14 protein-coding genes and 3 tRNA genes are annotated in these 18,434 nt (G+C 70.5%); 16 read left to right on the top strand and 1 reads right to left on the bottom strand.

Annotated elements, in window-relative coordinates; all coding sequences use genetic code 11:
* The first annotated feature begins 161 nt into the window (after positions 1-161).
* The 15 genes from ACIHEI_RS11095 (at position 162) to ACIHEI_RS11025 (ending at position 16,812) form a co-directional block, all read left to right on the top strand.
* Positions 162-362 carry a hypothetical protein gene (locus ACIHEI_RS11095; RefSeq protein WP_387643110.1) on the top strand — a complete coding sequence of 67 codons (201 nt, stop codon included), beginning with the start codon at positions 162-164 and terminating at the stop codon, positions 360-362.
* A 185-nt stretch (positions 363-547) separates the two neighbouring features.
* Positions 548-697, top strand: a complete 150-nt coding sequence (locus tag ACIHEI_RS11090) for a hypothetical protein (protein ID WP_387643111.1) — start codon at positions 548-550, stop codon at positions 695-697.
* Positions 698-799: 102 nt separating this feature from the next.
* Complete coding sequence (gene nadD, locus ACIHEI_RS11085) at positions 800-1,465, top strand: nicotinate-nucleotide adenylyltransferase (RefSeq protein WP_396606398.1); 666 nt, start codon at positions 800-802, stop codon at positions 1,463-1,465.
* Positions 1,466-1,482: 17 nt separating this feature from the next.
* On the top strand, positions 1,483-3,681 hold the full coding sequence (locus ACIHEI_RS11080; RefSeq protein ID WP_396606397.1) for a LytR C-terminal domain-containing protein: 2,199 nt from the start codon (positions 1,483-1,485) through the stop codon (positions 3,679-3,681).
* A 211-nt stretch (positions 3,682-3,892) separates the two neighbouring features.
* On the top strand, positions 3,893-4,330 hold the full coding sequence (rsfS, locus tag ACIHEI_RS11075; protein WP_387643114.1) for a ribosome silencing factor: 438 nt from the start codon (positions 3,893-3,895) through the stop codon (positions 4,328-4,330).
* A gap of 8 nt (positions 4,331-4,338) precedes the next feature.
* Positions 4,339-4,974 carry a histidine phosphatase family protein gene (locus tag ACIHEI_RS11070; protein WP_396606396.1) on the top strand — a complete coding sequence of 212 codons (636 nt, stop codon included), beginning with the start codon at positions 4,339-4,341 and terminating at the stop codon, positions 4,972-4,974.
* Between the two features lie 147 nt (positions 4,975-5,121).
* Positions 5,122-5,194, top strand: a tRNA-Ala gene (locus ACIHEI_RS11065).
* Between the two features lie 38 nt (positions 5,195-5,232).
* Positions 5,233-5,305 (top strand) — tRNA-Ala (locus tag ACIHEI_RS11060).
* 179 nt (positions 5,306-5,484) lie between these two features.
* Positions 5,485-5,557, top strand: a tRNA-Ala gene (locus ACIHEI_RS11055).
* A 92-nt stretch (positions 5,558-5,649) separates the two neighbouring features.
* Positions 5,650-6,942, top strand: coding sequence for a tetratricopeptide repeat protein (locus ACIHEI_RS11050; RefSeq protein ID WP_392947291.1), 1,293 nt, complete (start codon positions 5,650-5,652; stop codon positions 6,940-6,942).
* A gap of 381 nt (positions 6,943-7,323) precedes the next feature.
* Positions 7,324-10,197, top strand: coding sequence for a leucine--tRNA ligase (gene leuS, locus ACIHEI_RS11045; protein ID WP_396606395.1), 2,874 nt, complete (start codon positions 7,324-7,326; stop codon positions 10,195-10,197).
* A gap of 443 nt (positions 10,198-10,640) precedes the next feature.
* Positions 10,641-11,417, top strand: a complete 777-nt coding sequence (locus tag ACIHEI_RS11040) for a hypothetical protein (RefSeq protein ID WP_396606394.1) — start codon at positions 10,641-10,643, stop codon at positions 11,415-11,417.
* Between the two features lie 116 nt (positions 11,418-11,533).
* Positions 11,534-12,460 (top strand): DegV family protein, encoded by a 927-nt coding sequence (locus ACIHEI_RS11035; RefSeq protein WP_396606393.1) that lies wholly within the window; start codon positions 11,534-11,536, stop codon positions 12,458-12,460.
* Positions 12,461-12,572: 112 nt separating this feature from the next.
* A complete protein-coding gene (locus ACIHEI_RS11030) occupies positions 12,573-13,760 on the top strand; it encodes a helix-hairpin-helix domain-containing protein (protein WP_396606392.1) in 1,188 nt (395 codons plus the stop codon).
* Positions 13,761-14,166: 406 nt separating this feature from the next.
* Entirely contained in the window at positions 14,167-16,812 is a 2,646-nt protein-coding gene (locus ACIHEI_RS11025) for a ComEC/Rec2 family competence protein (RefSeq protein ID WP_396606391.1), read from the top strand.
* 145 nt (positions 16,813-16,957) lie between these two features.
* Here ACIHEI_RS11025 and ACIHEI_RS11020 read toward each other — a convergent pair whose 3' ends face one another.
* The gene (locus ACIHEI_RS11020) at positions 16,958-17,221 is read right to left on the bottom strand and encodes a hypothetical protein (RefSeq protein WP_387643121.1); all 264 of its coding nucleotides are present in this window, start codon (positions 17,219-17,221) and stop codon (positions 16,958-16,960) included.
* Between the two features lie 127 nt (positions 17,222-17,348).
* Here ACIHEI_RS11020 and holA point away from each other — a divergent pair, with 127 nt between their 5' ends.
* Positions 17,349-18,344 (top strand): DNA polymerase III subunit delta, encoded by a 996-nt coding sequence (holA, locus tag ACIHEI_RS11015; protein ID WP_387643122.1) that lies wholly within the window; start codon positions 17,349-17,351, stop codon positions 18,342-18,344.
* Positions 18,345-18,434 lie beyond the last annotated feature (90 nt).

The following is an 18,434-nucleotide window of genomic DNA, read 5'->3' as shown; positions in this document are numbered from 1 at the left end:
TGGCCGGCCCCCGCTGCTTTCCTCTTAACGTCGCTGTGTCCGCACTCGTCCCCGGGCGCCACGGTACGCCGTCCGCCCGCACCGTCCGGGCGGGGTGTGGGGGCGGGAACGGCGATAAACGGGTCTACGCTGGCTGTGCCGTACCGAAAAGGAGCCCCGTGATGTCCCCTGCCGACCTGGTCCAGCTCGCCGGACCGATCTCCAGTGAGAACGGCCCCGGCCTGTTCCTGAGGATCATCCTGATCGCCTCCTTCGTCGGAGTCGGCCTGCTGATCTGGGCGATCGCCCGGGCCGGCCGCGACGGCGCCAAGCGCGACGCCGAGCGCGAGCGGGCCCGCGCCGAGGCGGCCGAGCGGGGTTGAACCCCGACCCGGTGAGCCCCAGGTCATGAGCCCCACGACCTGGCGGTGGCCAGGGACGACTCACTGGTGGTCAGACGCGGTGGGCCGCCGCGCGGTTGCGTGTCAGGCCCCCGTACGATGAGCCCCGCGGGCCGCACGGTCCGTGACCGCCTGGTCCTCACCGAGCCGAGAAGGTCCCGCCGATCATGACCTCTGCTGCCCTGCCCGCCCTCGCCGTCCTCGCCGAGGAGGGCGGAAACCACGACAGCCTCAACCCCTTCCTGACGGGTGGCGCGGCGCTGGCCATCCTGCTGCTGCTGCTGTTCGTCACCACCCGCTTCAACCGCGACCGCTGACCCGGTCGCGCCGCCGCCCGGCGCGGCGGGTGGACACGGAGTGCCCCGGGCCCGCAACGGGCGGAATCCCCGGGACACCCGGTTCGCGTAAGGTGTGGCGCCATGAGAGAGCAGGTCGACACCTCCGGGACGGACGCCGCGCAGGGCACCCCAGCGCCGGCCAGTGCGCCGCGCGGGCGACGCCGGCTGGGAGTGATGGGCGGCACCTTCGACCCCATCCACCACGGACACCTGGTGGCCGCCAGTGAGGTGGCCAGCGCCTTCCACCTGGACGAAGTGATCTTCGTCCCGACCGGGCAGCCCTGGCAGAAGTCCGACCGGCAGGTTTCGCCGGCCGAGGACCGCTACCTGATGACGGTGATCGCCACCGCCGAGAACCCGCAGTTCTCGGTCAGCCGGATCGACATCGACCGCCACGGCCCCACCTACACCGTCGACACCCTCCGCGAGCTGCAGGCCCTGCACCCCGACGCCGAACTCTTCTTCATCACCGGCGCGGACGCCCTCGCCCAGATCATCTCCTGGCGCTCCTCCGAGGAACTCTTCGACCTCGCGCACTTCATCGGCTGCACCAGGCCGGGCCATACTCTCTCCGACACCGGCCTGCCGGTCGGCGGCGTCTCGCTGGTCGAGGTGCCCGCCCTCGCCATCTCCTCCACCGACTGCCGGATGCGAGTCGCCAAGGGCGAACCCATCTGGTACCTGGTGCCGGACGGCGTGGTCCGTTACATCCACAAGCGGGCGCTGTACGCGTCGGCCCGGCCTTGATCCCCGGGAGGGACCGCATGACCGGAACGTCCGACGACGAACAGTGGTACGGCCGCCAGCCCCAACCGCCCCACCAGCAGCAGCCCGGATACCACCCCCCGCAGGGATACCAGCAGCAGCCGCCGTACGAGCAGCAGGCGTATGAGCAGCAGGCGTACGAACAACAGCCTTACGAGCAGCAGGCGTTCGAGCAGCAGCCCGGGTACGAGTCGACCGGGTACGGGTCGTCCGGCCACGGGCAGTCCGGGTACGGCGGCCAGGGCGGGTACGGGCAGGCGGGCCAGGGGCAGTCCGGGTACGGGCAGCCCGGATTCGAGCAGCAGCAGGGGTACGGGCAGCAGGGGCACGCACAGCAACAGCCGTACGGGCAGGCCGATCCGTACGGCGGGTACGACCCGCAGGGCGCACAGCAGGTCGGGCAGCACGGGGCGTACGTACAGGACCCGTACGGCGGCGACCAGTCCGGGCACGGGCAGCAGGCCGGGTACGCGCAGCGCGGCCAGGTGGCCCAGGGGTTCGAACAGCACGGGTACGGACAGCAGTTCGGCGGTCAGCAGGGGGCCGGGCAGCCGTCGGCCGGAGGGACGGCGGGCGACGCCTACGGGCAGCAGGTCCAGGACCCCTATTACGGACAGCAGCAGCCCGCGCAGGGGTTCTACCAGCAGCAGCCGCAGGTGCCGGGGCAGACGCTGGGTGCGCAGGCACCGGGTGGGCAGGTGCTCGACGGCCGGGTGACGGAGAAGCCGGGGGCCGCGGGGCAGGGGACCGCCGGGCGGGTGCCGCCGCAGGCCGGGGTGGCCGGGCGGGGGGGCTCGCCAGTGAGTCCGGCCGCCGCGGGGATGTCGCCCCGGGTGCGGGCCGCGGCGTCGGAGGCCGAGGCACTGTCCGAGCCGTCCGAACTGGTCGGCGGACGGGCAGCTGCTGCGGCCGCCCGGGCCAAGAGCGCAGTCGACGACTCCTACACCACGGGCGAGTTCAACTTCGTCGACGAGCAGACGGAGGACTCCGAGGACGCCATCGACTGGCTGAAGTTCGCCGAGTCCCGCAGCGAAGTCCGGGCCGAGCGGCGGCGGCGGCTGCGCAACCGGCTGATCGCGCTGCTGGTGGTACTGGCGGTACTGGCGGCCGGAGCGGCGGGTTACCTGTGGTGGTCCGGCGCGTTCTCCGGCGCGAACGACTCGACCAATGCGGCCGGCGGACGGTACGTCAACGTGGTGCACCTCCGCGAAAAGGGGGGCAAGGTCACCACCGCGCTGCTGGTCGACGACCAGGACGGGCGGAAGGCGACCGTGCTGCTGCTCCCCGACACCCTTCAGCTCCCCAGCAACGGTGAGACCACCACCACCACCGTCGGCCAGGCGATGGACGCCGTCGGTCTCTCCGCTACCCGCGACGGCCTGAACACCGTGCTGGGCGCCAAGGTGTCCGGCACCTGGCGGCTGGACACCCCCTACCTGCAGGTGCTCGTCACTCAGCTCGGCGGCATCAAGGTGGACACCAACGCCGAGGTGCGTGAGGAGAACAAGCCTGACGGCAAGGTGCTCGCCGCCGCCGGCAAGGACGTCCTGCTGACCGGCCCCGCCGCCGTCTACTACGCCACCCTGCAAGCGCCCGGCGAGGGCCGGGATGCCCAACTCGCCCGCTTCGGGCAGGTGATGACGGGGGTGATCAACGCGATGCCGGTCACCTTGGCGGACGCAACCGATGACGTGCACCGGATGATGTTCGTCCCCGACCCGTCGCTGCCGGAGAAGGCGCTCGCCGGCGTCCTGGTCAACCTCTCCAAGCAGGCGAAGGCCGGACACCTGGCCACCACCCAGCTCACCGTCAAGCCGGACGGCACCCTGGACGACGCCACCGCAGGCAAGCAGGTGAAGGACATCCTCGGCGGTGCCCTCGGCTCGACCAAGGGCACCGGTGGCGCCACCCGCGTCACTGTGATCAACGCCTCCGGCAACGACAAGGCGGCGCTGGCCGCAAAGGTGATCGTCAGCAACTCGGGCATGGAGCCGCTGCCGTCCACCGCTCAGGCCTCCGCGCAGGCGACCTCCGAGATCCGGTACACCGACGACGCCAAGAAGGATGCGGCGCGCACCCTGGCCATCAGTCTGGGGCTGTCGGACTCGGTGGTGAAGAAGGTCACCGACTCGCAGAACGCGGACCTGGTGCTGATGCTCGGCAAGGACTACCAGCTGCCGCAGACGCCTGGGCAGTAACCCGCCGGCTGCGCGGCCTGGCTGGACGGCCTGGCTGGACGGCTTGGCTGGACGGCGCGGGTGTGAGGGTCGGCTGTGCTGCCTGGGTGTGCGGGCTGGTTCAGGCGGCCCGGTTGTGCGGTCGGGGCCCCGGGGTGGAAATCACTCCGGGGCCCCGGCGCGTTCGTGAGATCCTGGGAAGGTATCCCCACAGCCGATCCGGAAGAGCATCGTGACCGTCACCGACCGAAGCCAGGAACTGATCACCGTCGCCGCGCAGGCGGCGGCCGACAAGCTGGCGCACGACATCATCGCCTTCGACGTCAGCGAGGTGCTGTCGATCACCGACGCCTTCCTGATCGCCTCCGCCGCCAACGACCGCCAGGTCCGCGCGATCGCCGAGGAGATCGAGGACCAGCTGCGCGAGAAGCTCGACACCAAGCCGGTGCGCCGCGAAGGCGAGCGCGAGGGCCGCTGGATCCTGCTCGACTACCTGGACATCGTGGTGCACGTCCAGCACTCCGAGGAGCGCTCCTTCTACTCGCTCGACCGCCTGTGGAAGGACTGCCCCGAGCTGCCGCTCCCCGAGGACGCGCTGGCGACCCGCAACCGGCCCGAGAACGCCGTCACCGACGCCGCCGGTAACGCCGTCTCCGGGGGCGACCTCTGAGCCGCTCCGTGGCGTGGCCGCGCATCGTCCTGTGGCGGCACGGCCAGACGTCCTGGAACCTCGAGTCGCGGTTCCAGGGCACCACTGACGTCGATCTCACCGAGCAGGGGCTGTTCCAGGCGCAGCGGGCCGCCCGCCTGCTCGCCGCGCTCCGCCCCGACCTGCTGATCTCCTCCGACCTGACGCGGGCCCGGCGCACCGCCGCCGAGCTGGCCTCGCTCACCGGTCTGGAGGTGCACCACCACGAGGGTCTCCGCGAGACCTTCGCGGGGGAGTGGCAGGGGCTCACCAACTCCGAGATTCGGGAGCGGTATCCGGAGCAGTTCGAGGCCTGGGCCCGTGGAGAGCCGGTCCGGCGCGGCGGCGGTGAACTCTCCACCGAGGTGGCCGACCGGGCCGTCCCGGTGGTGCTGGACGCCGTTGACAAGCTGCCCGAGGGCGGCACCCTGGTGGTGGTCAGCCACGGCGGCACCATCCGCACCATGATCGGCCGACTGCTGGGCATGGAGTCGCAGTTGTGGGAGCGCTTCGGCGGTCTCTCGAACTGCTGCTGGTCGGTGCTCGGGCAGGACGCGCGCGGCTGGCGGTTGCAGGAGCACAACGCGGGGACGCTCCCTCAGCCGGTCATCGGCGACGAGACCTGAGGCACGACCTGAGGCGGTGTCGGCGGCGGGACCTGAGGGTCTCCCGGCCCGGATTTCACAGTTCCGGCTCTGACCAGCTAGAGTCTTCCTCGTTCGCAGCGACGAGGAACGCAGACGGGAAACCGGAGGCGAGAGTCGCGGAACTGCGGGGCTATAGCTCAGTTGGTAGAGCGATTGCATGGCATGCAATAGGTCAGGAGTTCGATTCTCCTTAGCTCCACTCCGCACCGATGGTCCGTGAGTGGTCGTCAGTGTTGCGGGGCTATAGCTCAGTTGGTAGAGCGATTGCATGGCATGCAATAGGTCCGGAGTTCGATTCTCCGTAGCTCCACAGCAGTTCCGCGAGGCCGCTACCCGAAAAGGGTGGCGGCCTTCGGTGTTCCCGGGGCCGGCTGCGGTGCGCCCGGAACGGATTAGGGCCTGGACCGTCGACCGTGTACAGTTGTCGATGTCGCCAAGGGAAACCGCAAGGAAAACCGCAGGTGACAGCGGTGGAAGTAGTAACAGCATGGGGCTATAGCTCAGTTGGTAGAGCGATTGCATGGCATGCAATAGGTCCGGAGTTCGATTCTCCGTAGCTCCACAGTAGACCGAAGGCCGTCCCACAAGGGGCGGCCTTCGGTCGTTCCGCCACCTCCTCTGCCGCACGGGGCGCAGGGCGGCTACCGTCGTGCCATGGCCGATCTGGCGCGAAAACGGAACGACGAGCTCGCCCGGATACTCCACCAGCTGGGATGGAGCCCGGAGCGGCTGGCCCGCGAGGTGAACGCGGTGCTGCCGCCCAGCATGGCAATCAGCTCGACCGCGCCCTACAAGTGGCGCGACCGGGGCATGGTGCCGCGCTCGCCGCACGACCAGGCCGTCTGCGAGGTCCTCGGCCGCAGTGTCGGCATCGCCGTCACGTACGAGCAGCTGTGGGGGCAGATGGGCTCCAACCGGGGCGCCAAGATGCTCTCGCCCCGGCTGCTGACCGACCCGTGGACGGCTGACACCGCGCAGACCGCGCTCCGCGAGGCCGGCGCGGACGGCGCACCGGTGCGGCTCACCGACCTGTTCCGTGGCGACGAGCTGGAGCAGGCGGCCCGGCACTGGGCGTCCCCGCCACCGCCCGTCACCGGCGGCGAGGGCGCCCTGCGGATCGCTCCCGAGCAACTGGCCGATCTGCGGCTCTCCTACGACTCCAAGCAGCGCCTGGAGCGCACCTACGGCGGCGGACTGATCCTTGATCTCGCGAAGGCCGAACTCGCGATGGTGGGGAAGCTGCTGGAGCTCGGCAACTACGACGAGCCGCTCGGCCGGGAGCTGTACGGGGCTGCCAGCAGGCTGGCTCGGCTGGTCGGATGGGCGAACTACGACATGGGCAACGACGCCGCAGCGCAGCGAGCCTTCGTCGCCGCCCTGCGGGCCGCCCATGTCTCCGGCGACTCCCGGCTCGGTGTCGGCGTGGTCGGCTGCCTCGCCGTCCAGGCCACCTACAACTCCGGCGGGCGGGGTCTGGACCCGGTGGCGATGCTGTCCACAGCGCTGCGGGCCGCCGACGACGTGCTGACACCTTGTGAGCGGGCGCTGCAACTCGGCCGGATCGCCCGCGCGCACGGCCGCAAGGGCGAGCAGATCAGCGCCGAGGCGGTCGCCGAGCGGGCGATCCGGGTGCTGGAGGGCCTGGACGGGCACGACCAGGAACGCGCCGACCTGGAAGGCATGATCGGCGAGGGCTACCTGCTGCTCGGCGAGCACGAGCAGGCCCGCGGCCTGCTGCAGGGCGCGATCGAGACGCTCACCGCGGAACGCGCCCGGGTCAAGGCGCTGTTGATGGTGCGCCTTGCCGACTCCTACCGCCGCACCGGCGAACGCAAGGACGCCGAGCGCATTGCCGACCGGGCCCGCCAGCTCGCCGCCGGCATGCAGTCCGCCCGTGTGGCGCGGGCCCTGCGCGACTTCGACACCGCGATGCGGGCGGAGGCGTAGCGAGGGCCTGGACGGCCAGGCTGCCGGAGCAGATGGACGGACTGGCGGCGTGGGCGGACGGACGGCTGGTGCGGGCGGGGGAGTGGGCGCGGGCATGGGCTGGGGCATCGGGGTAGGCGGGAAGGTGGCTTCGGGAGTGGGCGGGGGAGTGCGCCGAGACGAGATTGCGGGCGTGGTTGGGGGATTGACGCGGTGACGCGAAAGGGTGTTGAAGGGGTGCGGTACCCTGAGCCCATGCGAACTGTGCGCCTGCTTCTTAGCCAGCCGCGCTGACCAGGACCGGCTTGGGTGCCGGAGTCGGCGTGGCGTCCCCTCCTGTGGAGGGGTTTTCTGCTTTCTACGGCCTGTTCGCTGACTGATGACGATGGAGCCTGAAGGACCATGAGCGAGACGACCCCCGCTTCCGGCGCGGCCGAAGCCGCCACCGAGCCTTTCCGCTACGGCGCCGCGCTGGCCGCCGAGATCGAGTCCCGCTGGCAGGACCTGTGGGAGAAGGAGGGGACGTTCAACGCCCCCAACCCGACCGGCCCGCTGGCCGACGGGTCGGCCGTCGCCGCGAAGCCCCACAGCTTCATCATGGACATGTTCCCGTACCCCTCGGGCGCCGGCCTGCACGTCGGCCACCCGCTGGGCTACATCGCCACCGACGTGTACGCCCGCTTCCAGCGGATGAACGGGCACAACGTCCTGCACACGCTGGGCTACGACGCCTTCGGCCTGCCCGCCGAGCAGTACGCGGTGCAGCACGGTGTGCACCCGCGAGTGTCCACCGAGGACAACATCGCGAACATGCGCCGGCAGCTGCGCCGACTGGGCCTGGGCCACGACTCGCGCCGCTCGATCTCCACGATCGACCCCGAGTACTACCGCTGGACTCAGTGGATCTTCCTGCAGATCTTCAACGCCTGGTACGACAAGGACGCCGACAAGGCCCGGCCGATCTCCGAGCTGGTCGCCCAGTTCGAGTCCGGCGAGCGCGAGGTGCCTGGCGGCCGCGTCTGGGCTGAGCTGACCGGTGTCGAGCGCGACGAGGTGCTGGGCGAGTACCGGCTGGCCTACTCCAAGGAGGTGCCGGTCAACTGGTGCCCCGGTCTGGGCACCGTGCTGGCCAACGAGGAGGTCACCGCGGACGGCCGCTCCGAGCGCGGCAACTTCCCGGTGTTCAAGTCCAACCTGCGCCAGTGGATGATGCGGATCACCGCCTACGCGGACCGCCTGATCAGCGACCTGGACCTGCTGGACTGGCCCGAGGCGATCAAGCAGCAGCAGCGCAACTGGATCGGCCGCTCCGAGGGCGCGCGGGTGGACTTCGGCGTCGGCGGTGACACCGTCACCGTTTTCACCACCCGCCCTGACACGCTGTTCGGTGCCACCTACATGGTGCTGGCCCCCGAGCACGCCCTGGTCGACACCATCGTTCCGGCCGAGTGGCCGACCGGGACCCGCGAGGAGTGGACCGGCGGTGCCGCGACGCCGGCCGAGGCCGTCGCCGCGTACCGCGCGGCCGCCGCCGCCAAGTCCGACGTGGAGCGCCAGGCCGACGCCAAGGTGAAGACCGGTGTGTTCACCGGTGCGTTCGCGGCCAACCCGGTCAGCGGTGAGCAGATCCCGGTGTTCATCGCCGACTACGTGCTGATGGGCTACGGCACCGGCGCGATCATGGCCGTCCCCGCGCACGACAGCCGCGACTTCGCGTTCGCGCAGGCGTTCAACCTGCCGATGCGCTGTGTCGTCCAGCCCACCGACGGGCGCGGCGAGGACCCGCACACCTGGGACGACGCCTTCGACACCTACGACTCGGTGCTGATCAACTCCGAGCGTGACGGCGTGTCGCTGAACGGCCTGCCCGTGGGCGATGCCAAGGCCCGGGTGACCGCCTGGCTGGCCGAGCAGGGCATCGGCGAAGGCACCGTCAACTTCCGTCTGCGCGACTGGCTGTTCAGCCGCCAGCGGTACTGGGGCGAGCCGTTCCCGATCGTCTACGACGAGAGCGGCGCGATGCACGCGCTGCCCGAGTCGATGCTGCCGGTAGAGGTCCCGGAGGTGGACGACTACTCGCCGCACACCTACGACCCCGACGACGCCGCGTCCTCGCCGAAGACCCCGCTGTCCCGCAACGAGGCCTGGGTCAACGTCGAGCTGGACCTGGGCGACGGCGTGAAGACCTACCGCCGCGAGACCAACACCATGCCCAACTGGGCGGGTTCCTGCTGGTACGAGCTGCGCTACGTCGACCCGGTCAACTCCAGCTCGGTCGTCGACCCCGCGAACGAGGCCTACTGGATGGGCCCGACCGCCGACAAGCCGGCCGGCGGCGTCGACCTGTACGTCGGCGGTGCCGAGCACGCTGTGCTGCACCTGCTGTACGCCCGCTTCTGGCACAAGGTGCTGCACGACCTGGGACACGTCTCCTCGGTCGAGCCCTTTCACAAGCTGTTCAACCAGGGCATGATCACCGCTGACGTGTACCGCGACGCCCGTGGCTTCCCGGTTCCCGCGGCGGAGGTCGAGGAGCGCGACGGCCAGTACTACTGGCAGGGCGAGCAGGTCCGCCGCGAGGCGGGCAAGATGGGCAAGTCGCTGAAGAACGCGGTCGCCCCCGACGAGATCTCCGACGAGTACGGTGCGGACACCCTGCGCCTGTACGAGATGGCGATGGGCCCGCTGGACGTCTCCCGCCCGTGGGACACCCGCGCCGTGATCGGCTCGTACCGCTTCCTGCAGCGGCTGTGGCGCAACATCGTCTCGGAGGTCACCGGCGAACTGGTGGTGACGGACGAGGAGCCGGACGAGGCGACGCTGCGTGCGCTGCACAAGACGATCGACGGCATCCGCGGTGACATGGCCGGTCTGCGGTTCAACACCGCCGTGGCCAAGGCCATCGAGCTGAACAACTTCCTGGTGAAGCGCGGCTCCACCCCGCGTCCGGTCGCCGAGCAGATCGTCCTGCTGATCGCACCGCTGGCGCCGCACATCGCCGAGGAGCTGTGGCGTCGACTGGGTCACGAGCAGTCGCTGGCCTTCACCGACTACCCGGTGGCCGACCCGGCCTACGTGGTCGATGAGACCGTGACCTGTGTCGTGCAGATCAAGGGCAAGGTCAAGGCCCGCCTGGAGGTCTCGCCGTCCATCTCGGACGCCGAGCTGGAGGTGCTGGCCCTGGCCGACCCCACTGTGGTCGCGGCCATCGGCGGCGCGGAGGTGCGCAAGGTCATCGCCCGCGCTCCGAAGCTGGTGAACATCGTCACCGGCTGACGCCACCTCTGCTGAGGCGTCGCCAGATCGGCAGGGCCGGTTGCCCCGGAATCGGGGTGGCCGGCCCTTCGCCGTCCACGGGGGTGGGAGAGCCGGTTCCCGGACAAGAGGGAGGGGGAGGGCGCGCCAGGCCCGTGGGATGCGTTGGGTCCCTCGGGCTCCTTGCGCTCCTCCGGTTCGTCGGACTACTCGGACGGGCTGGAAGCGGTGGAAGGCCTCGAACAAGGTGGCTCCGTTCTTCGTGAGTGGTTTGACGGGTAGCGCGTACTGGCGGTCTCCGGGTGATCGCTTGGGGGAAATCCCTGAGCTGTCCCTGATCTCAGGTCTCCAGGCGGTTGAAGGCCTGCTGTCCCTTGCCGGGCCGAGCTACGGTGGAGACCGGTGGACAGGGCGGGCCGCACTCGGCGGACCGCCGCCTGTCACGGGCGGAAGGTGGGCTCCCGATGGAAGCGCTCGGTATCGTCGTAGCGCTGGTCGCGCTGCTCGGCATGACGCTGTTGGTGATGGCAGTGGTCGGGACGGTCAAGGCGGTGAAGGCCGTGGCCGCCAAGGTCGATCGGCACAGCTCCAACGCCCAGCGGGCAGTGGAGAACGCCGCCCTCAGGGCGAAGAGCATCACCAAGCCGGGTGACCAGGGAAAGATCGCCGGCCTCCGGCTCTCCCTGCGCACCGCGCTGGACTCGACCCGCCAGGTCCTGCAGGGCGGCCTCCCGCAGGATGGCCAGCTCGGCGACTCGCTCCAGCTCCTTGCCCGGCTCGACTCGCACGCCGCCGAACTCGACGCGGAACTGCGTCTGCTGGAGCGTGAGCCGATGACCGGCCGGGTCACCGCCAAGCTTCCGGAACTGCGCGAGCGTGCCGAACGGATCACGCACTCCGCGGACTCCCTGCGTTGGGCCGCCCAGGACCGCATGCGCCGCTTCGCCGACGACGAGCTCGCCCGCCTCAGTAAGGAATGCCAGGACGAGGCCGGTGCGCTGCGGCACTGGACTCCTGCCGAGCCCGCCGCCGACCGTGACTCCGAATTCGCCGCCGACTCTGTCTCCGCGGCCAGTGCCCGGAGCGCTGCCTCCGCCGATCACCCCGCTGACCGCCGGAAGGGAATCGGTACCGGACGCCAGAGCAGCGCCGAAGAACTGCTGGGGTTGGCTGCCGAGCCGCTCTCCCGCCTCGCCGACCGCCTGCGCAAGCCGAACCCGGCCGGACCCAACCACCCCTGACCCCGCGCCACGAGTGGTTGCTGTCCGCGCACTGATGGTTACCCGCTGCTATGGAGGTCAAACCGCCACAGGACGGGCGCTGTCATCCTGGTCCGGCGGAGGGTAACCTCCGGCTCATGCTCGGCCACCTCGCACTTGTCACGGATTCCACCGCGTATCTGCCCCAAGAAGCGGTGGACCGGCACCGCATCCAGGTGGTACCGCTCAGCGTTGCGGTCGGTGACGAGGTCTTCGCGGAAGGCGTCGAGATCTCCCCGAAGGACGTCGCCGAGGCCCTACGAGCCAAGCGCCGGGTGACCACCTCCCGGCCCAGCCCCGAAACGTTCACGGCCGCCTACCGGGCGGCCGCCAAGGCCGGTGCGCGGGGAATTGTCTCCATCCACCTGTCCGCCGAGCTTTCCGGTACGGCGGAGGCCGCTCAGTTGGCCGCCGCCACGGCGCCGATCCCGGTCAGGGTGGTCGACAGTCGGCTGGTCGGCATGGCACTGGGAAGTTGCGTGCTGACCGCCGCAGAACTCGCCGATGCCCTCGATGCCGCTCGGGCAGGGACGGCAGTCGATCGCGCCGATGCCGAGGCGGACAGGGCCGAGACCGAAGCGGATCTGGACCAGGTCGTCTCCGCTGCCGAGCGGCGGGCCGCCGTCACCAACGGATTCTTCTACGTCGACACCTTGGAGCACCTGCGGCGCGGAGGCCGGATCGGAACCGCCCAGGCGCTGGTCGGCTCCGCGCTGGCCGTGAAGCCCCTGCTCCACCTGTCCGGCGGTCGGATCGAGCCGCTGGAGAAGGTCCGCACTGCCTCCCGGGCCATTGCCCGGCTCGAGGAGATTGCCGTCGAACACGCGGGTGCACAGCCAGTGGACATCACCGTCCACCATCTGGCCGCAGAGCAGCGGGCCGAGGCGCTGGCCGAGCGGCTGCGGGAGCGGGTACCGGCGGTGAACGAGCTCTACGTCAGCGAAGTAGGCGCCGTCATCGGTGCGCACGTCGGGCCTGGCCTGCTGGCCGTCGTGGTGGCGCCGCTCGTCGCATCCGCGCACTGAGCACTATGAAACTCACTCGTCCGAGCGACGAGAGTTATCCACAGGCCCGAGTTATCCACAGAGGTGGGCCAATTTTCAGACCGCACGTCAGGCCGGTCCTACTGTCCTCGCCATGAGGACCATCACCACACCCCAAGCCCGCCGCCGTCAGACCGTCGCCACTGCCCGAGCCCGCCTCGGTCTGCTCTTCCCGCCCGTCCAGCCCGCCGACCTCGGCCCGCCTGGGCCGACCGCCGAGTCGGTTCCCCAGGCTTTGGAGACCGCAGGGGCAGCCGAAGTGGACAGCGGCGAGGTGTCAGCGCTCGCGGTCCGTGCGGCGGTCAGTGCTGCTCCCGAGCCGGAGCCGGCAGTGGTCCGTGCGACGTCCGCTCCCGATCCACCGTACGCACTGTCATCGCCGCAAATCCTGGCGATGTACGGAGTATCGGCGCGCTCGGCAGGTACGGCCGCTCGAAGCTTCACCGATCCGACGGTCGGGCTGCCCGCAGTTCAGCCCGGTGCGATTCCGGAGCGAGACCCGCCTGTCGCCGCATCCGACGCCGACTCGCTGCCGCCCCCTGTTCCTTACGCCCCGCTGGGGAACTGGGCCGACCTCCAGGCGGATCCGGATCCGCCGCCTCAGTCCGATGCCCCGTCAGCTCCTGAACCGGTCGGAGCAGGCCGCCGCGCTGACCAGCCGGGACTGCCGCTTCGGTTCCGGCTTCCCGGAGCCTTCGCCTTCGACCGCCGTGCTGTTATCGGCCTCTCCGTCCTCCTCGTCCTCGCCATCGGCTACGCCGCACAGCACTTCTGGTTGGGCCGGCCACACCCCGTTGCCGTCCCCGCCATTTCCATCACCGAATCCACCACCGACCGTGCGACGGAAGGAGTACCCACACACCAGCCAGCCGGACCGTCACTGGTCGTCGACATCGCCGGCAAGGTTCAGGATCCCGGCCTACGAACCCTCCCCGCAGGTTCACGGGTCGCCGATGCCCTGACCGCCGCCGGCGGCCCGATCCCCGGAACGGACACCAGCCTGCTCAACCTTGCCCGCCCACTCACTGATGGAGAACAGATCCTCGTAGGTGTCGAAAATCCGACCGGCGGAGCTCCTGCCGCTCCTGCCGGACCAGTCAGCCTCAACCACTCCAGCGCCGAGCAGCTCGACTCACTGCCCGGCGTAGGGCCGGCCCTGGCCCAGCGCATCCTCCAGTACCGCCTGACACACGGCCCCTTCCAGTCCCTCGACCAACTTCGCCACGTCTCCGGCATCGGCCCCCGAAAGTACGAGGACCTCAAACCGCTCCTGACACTCTGACACTCAACCCTTTTCCTGCCAGGAGGTGTCCCATGAACTAGCTCCCGACTTGCTGAGCGAAGCCGCGCGTCGCTACCCGCCGAGGAAAACGTGGCCGCTCATCCGACGCTCTGTCCAGGCCCAACCCGCCGTCTCCCACCACTCGACTGTCAGACATGGGACTGCTGGCCCTCGTACAGCCCGGTTGGTGTGGCATGGCCGTTCCGTTGCGCCACCAGCCTCTAAATCAACAAGTCGACCAACGAACATGCCGAGAGGAGGCGCCCCAATGCCGGCCCTGCCCTCCACCGTCCCCGACCGAACCGACTACCGGCTCCTCCTCCTGGCCATCACCGCCTGGCTGGTCACAGCCCTCGCCCTTGACCTGGACGCGAGACACCACCCGGCGCTGCTCCTGAGCGCCTTGATGGGCGGCGTGATCGCCTCCGGCCTCCTCACTTCGAAAGGACCTCGCCGCTCGATCCACCGACTCGCAGCCGCCGTCCTGCTCACCGCCGCAGCGGCGGCGACCACCACAGTCCTCCACACCGCCGACCTGCACCGGGGCCCGCTGCCTGCCCTGGCCCATCCAGCGCTGACGCCCGCCCGGGGAGAGCCGGACTCCCCGGGCGGCCTGGAGAAGCCCCCGGATGCGGACGAGCAGTCCGCGCCGCCTCGCTCCGGGGGAGGCCGAACTGCCAAGCCGGAGATCACCGTTGAGGCGACCATCACCGGTGACCCCAAGTTTCACGGGGCGCATACCAAGGGCAGCGCCCTCTCCCAACCGACCCTCACCATCTCCGCTCTCGTTACCCGCGTCCTCCCACTCGCCGGTGCCGAGCAGGCGGACGCGGTGCCCACAGTGACCAGAACGCCTGTCACGCTCCTCGTCCGGACTCAGGACGCGGAGCAGTGGAAGCAACTGGTTCCGTCCACTCAATTGAAGTTCCAGGCAGAGGTGTTGCCGGAGCGGCAGGCGAGCCCGTCCACGGGCTCGGCAGCACGACCTCGGACGGATTCGGCGGCCCTGCTCGCCCCGCAAGGCCAGCCCCGGACCCTCGCACCTCCCAGCCTTCCGCAACGCCTTGCCGCCCAGCTCCGCAGGGGGCTTCGCGATGCCTGCGATCACCTGCCGCCCGACGTGCGCGGACTGCTCCCGGGACTGGTGGTGGGCGATGTGACGAGGCTTCCGGACGACCTGGCAGACGCATTCCGGTCCACCGACCTCGGGCACCTGGTGGCGGTGAGCGGGGCCAATCTGGCCATCGTCCTGGCAGTCCTGGTCGGAGGTACGCCGACCGACTCGGACGCGCCCGGACGGGGCGGGCTGGCCGGGCTGCTGGGACTTTCCTTCCGTACGACAGCACTGCTCGGAACGGGGCTGACGCTGGCGTTCGTCACCATCTGCCGTCCCGACCCGAGTGTTCTCAGAGCCGCCGCCACCGGCCTGATCGGACTACTGGCCCTCGCCACCGGAAGACCGAGACGAGCCCTGCCCACGTTGGCCGGCGCCGTGCTGATCCTGGTTCTGGTGGATCCTTATCTGGCCCGCTCATTCGGGTTCCTGCTTTCCGCGCTCGCCACGGCAGGGCTGCTGATTCTCGGCCCGCGATGGACGGCCGCGCTGCGTGCGCGTCGCTGGCCGCACCACCTTGCATCGGCGGTCGGAGCCACTGCGGCGGCGCAGGCCTTCTGTTCCCCCGTCACCGTCCTGTTGGCGCCGCGGATCAGTCTGGTCGGAATTCCGTGCAACCTGCTGGCGGAGATCGCGGTCGCACCCGCCACCCTGCTCGGGTTCGGTGCGCTCGCGGTGGCGCCCTTGTCGAAAGGGGCGGCGGAGTTCCTGGTGGACCTTGCCGCGTTGCCGGTCGGGTGGCTGGTCACCGTGGCGCGGAGGGGTGCGGAGCTTCCCGGTGCTGAACTCGCCTGGCCCGGCGGACTGTTCGGCTCGGCGCTGCTGGTGGTGGTCATCGTCGCGTTGGCCTGGGCACTGCCGCCGCTGCTGGGCGGGCGACGGCCTAGGCATCGGCGACCCAGGATGTGGCTCGTGGTCGCGATTGCCGTTGTGCTGCCGCTGGTTCTGCTGAGGCCGCCCGCCGTGACTCGGCTGGCGACTGGCTGGCCAGCCGAGGGCTGGCGGTTGGCGATGTGCGACATCGGGCAGGGCGACATGACTGTGCTGCCGGTCGAGCCCGGCAGCGCGGTGGTGGTGGATGCCGGGCCTGATCCCAAGTCGGCGGATGCCTGCCTTCGGGATCTCGGGGTGACCAGGGTGCCGGTCCTGATCCTCACTCACTTCCATGCGGATCACGTCGAGGGAATCCCCGGGGTTCTACGTGGCCGGTCGGTCGGTGCGATCGAGGTGACCACCTCGGACGAGCCGGACGGCGAGCGGAGCAGGGTGCTGCGCTGGGCAGCCGGCGGCCGGGTGCCGGTGTTGCGTGCCCAGCGGGGCGAACGCCGAACGGCCGGTGCCGAGCTCGCCTGGCAAGTGGTGTGGCCGGCCTCGCCAATGGCCCCGGACGCGACCGGCCCCAACAACTCCAGCATCGCGATCCTCGCCACCCTAGGTCCTCCCCGCGCCCCGATCCGGGTAGCCCTGCTGGGCGACCTGGAACCCCCGGCGCAGGCGGCCCTGCTCGCCCTCGGCCTGCCGCCGGCGGTCCGGCCGGCCGAGCGGGCTCCACCGTCACCTGCGGGGACGGCGTCAACAGCAGCGCGCGACACGGGGCAAGTGCCCGAGGGCCAGACGGAGTCGGTGAGCTACGGCGGCTCAGGCGACCGTTACGGCGGCCCTGGTTCTCCCGGGCTGGGCCGGGTGGACGTCCTGAAGGTGGCGCACCACGGATCGGCGCACCAGGACTGGGCGTTGATGGCAGGGCTCCGGCCGAGGCTGGCCCTGATCTCCTGCGGTACCGGCAACCCATACGGGCATCCGGCTCCGCAGACAGTGGCCGGACTCAGGGCGCTGGGGGCGACGGTGGTCCGCACCGACCGGGTGGGGGACATCGCGGTGCTGGGGGATGCGCCCTCCCTGGCTGTGGCGTCCCACCAGCGCTCCGGCCACGGCTGACCCCAAGGCGCGCCCGGGCCCGCCGACGGCGATGGCAGCTCGAATCGATGGGCCGGGCAGGTGCGGACAGAGCGCCCGTCCGAGCGGGTGGGGTCACCTCGCTCGGACGGGAACCAGAGGGGACCTGCGGGCCGGGGCGGGTGGGTCAGTCCTGCTCGCGCCACCCGTCCTGCTCGGCGACGAGCCGGTCGAGTTCGGTCAGCAGCTGCGGTGTCCAGCCCTCGTCCTCGGGGGCCTCGACGACCACGATCCACTGGGCGTCCTCGGCGTCGTCCTCCCCGGCGAGGGCGTCCCGGACCACCTCCACGTCGCCCAGGTCGGGCCAGCGCGCACTCAACTCCTCGGCAATCTCATCCGCCGCGTCGCGGTCGGAAAGGACGAGCAATTGACGGTCATTGTTCTTGATCACGCCAACATTCTCCCCAGCCCCGTGGGCGGAACGGCGGCGGCCCCACCCCAGATTCCGCTCCGGGGGTCTGCCCTGATGGGACGTGCCGGAGCAGGCCTGTCGGTACGGCGTGCGATCCTGGTAGGCGATGGCCAGGAAGAGTGCACCCGAGGACCTGCTTGCCCCGCTGACCGTTGCGGTCGGCCAGGAAGAGCTGCTGCTGGACCGCGCGGTCGCCGCGGTGGTGGCGGCGGCGAAGGCGGCGGATCCGGAGACGGATGTGCGCGATCTCGCGCCGGGAGCACTGCAGGCCGGGCAGTTGGCCGAACTCACCACCCCCTCGCTCTTCGCGGAGCGGAAGGTGATCGTGGTCCGGGCTGCGCAGGACCTCGCGGCCGACGCGGTCAAGGAGGTCAAGGCGTACCTGGAGACGCCGGCCGAAGAAGTGATCATGGTGCTGGTGCACGCGGGCGGGGCCAAGGGCAAGGGGCTGCTGGACGCGGCGAAGAAGGCGGGCGCGCGGGAAGTGCTGTGCGCCAAGCTCACCAAGGCGAGCGAGAAGCTGGCGTTCATCCGCAACGAGTTCCGTACCTTGGGGAGGGCCGCCAGTCCGGAGGCGTGCCAGGCGCTGCTCGACTCGCTGGGCAGCGACCTGCGCGAACTGTCGGCCGCGTGCAGCCAGTTGACGGCGGACATCGAGGGCCCGATCGACGAGACTGCGGTCGCGAAGTACTACAGCGGCCGGGCGGAGGCGACGGGCTTCGAGGTGGCCGATCTCGCCGTCACCGGTCGGGCCGCCGAAGCGCTGGAGCGGCTGCGTTGGGCGCTGGCTGTTGGCCAGCCGCCCACGGGTATCACGTACGCACTCGCCTCTGGGGTTCGCAGCATCGGCCGACTCGCCACCGCTGGCCGGAACATGCGCCCTGGCGACCTGGCCCGCGAACTGGGCATGCCGCCGTGGAAGGTGGACCGGGTCCGCCAGCAGATGCGTGGCTGGACGGGCGACGGCGTGGCCGCGGCCCTCACTGCCGTCGCGGAGGCAGACGCGGCCGTGAAGGGCGGCTCCGACGACCCGGCGTACGCCCTGGAGCGCGCAGTGGTCGCCGTGGCCCGGGCCTCCCGGGCCGGCTCTCGCCCGTACTGAGCCTGTCCCTACTCAAGCCACGCCTGTATCAGTCACGCCCGTGCTGAGCCGCTCCCGGCAACGTTTCCGAGGCGGCCCCGCCGAATCGGG

The organism is Kitasatospora sp. NPDC051984, from assembly GCF_044593455.1.
In the GTDB taxonomy this organism is placed as follows: Bacteria; Actinomycetota; Actinomycetes; order Streptomycetales; family Streptomycetaceae; genus Kitasatospora.
The sequence above is the reverse complement of the archived record's forward strand: the minus strand, read 5'-3'. Positions and strand labels throughout refer to the sequence as shown.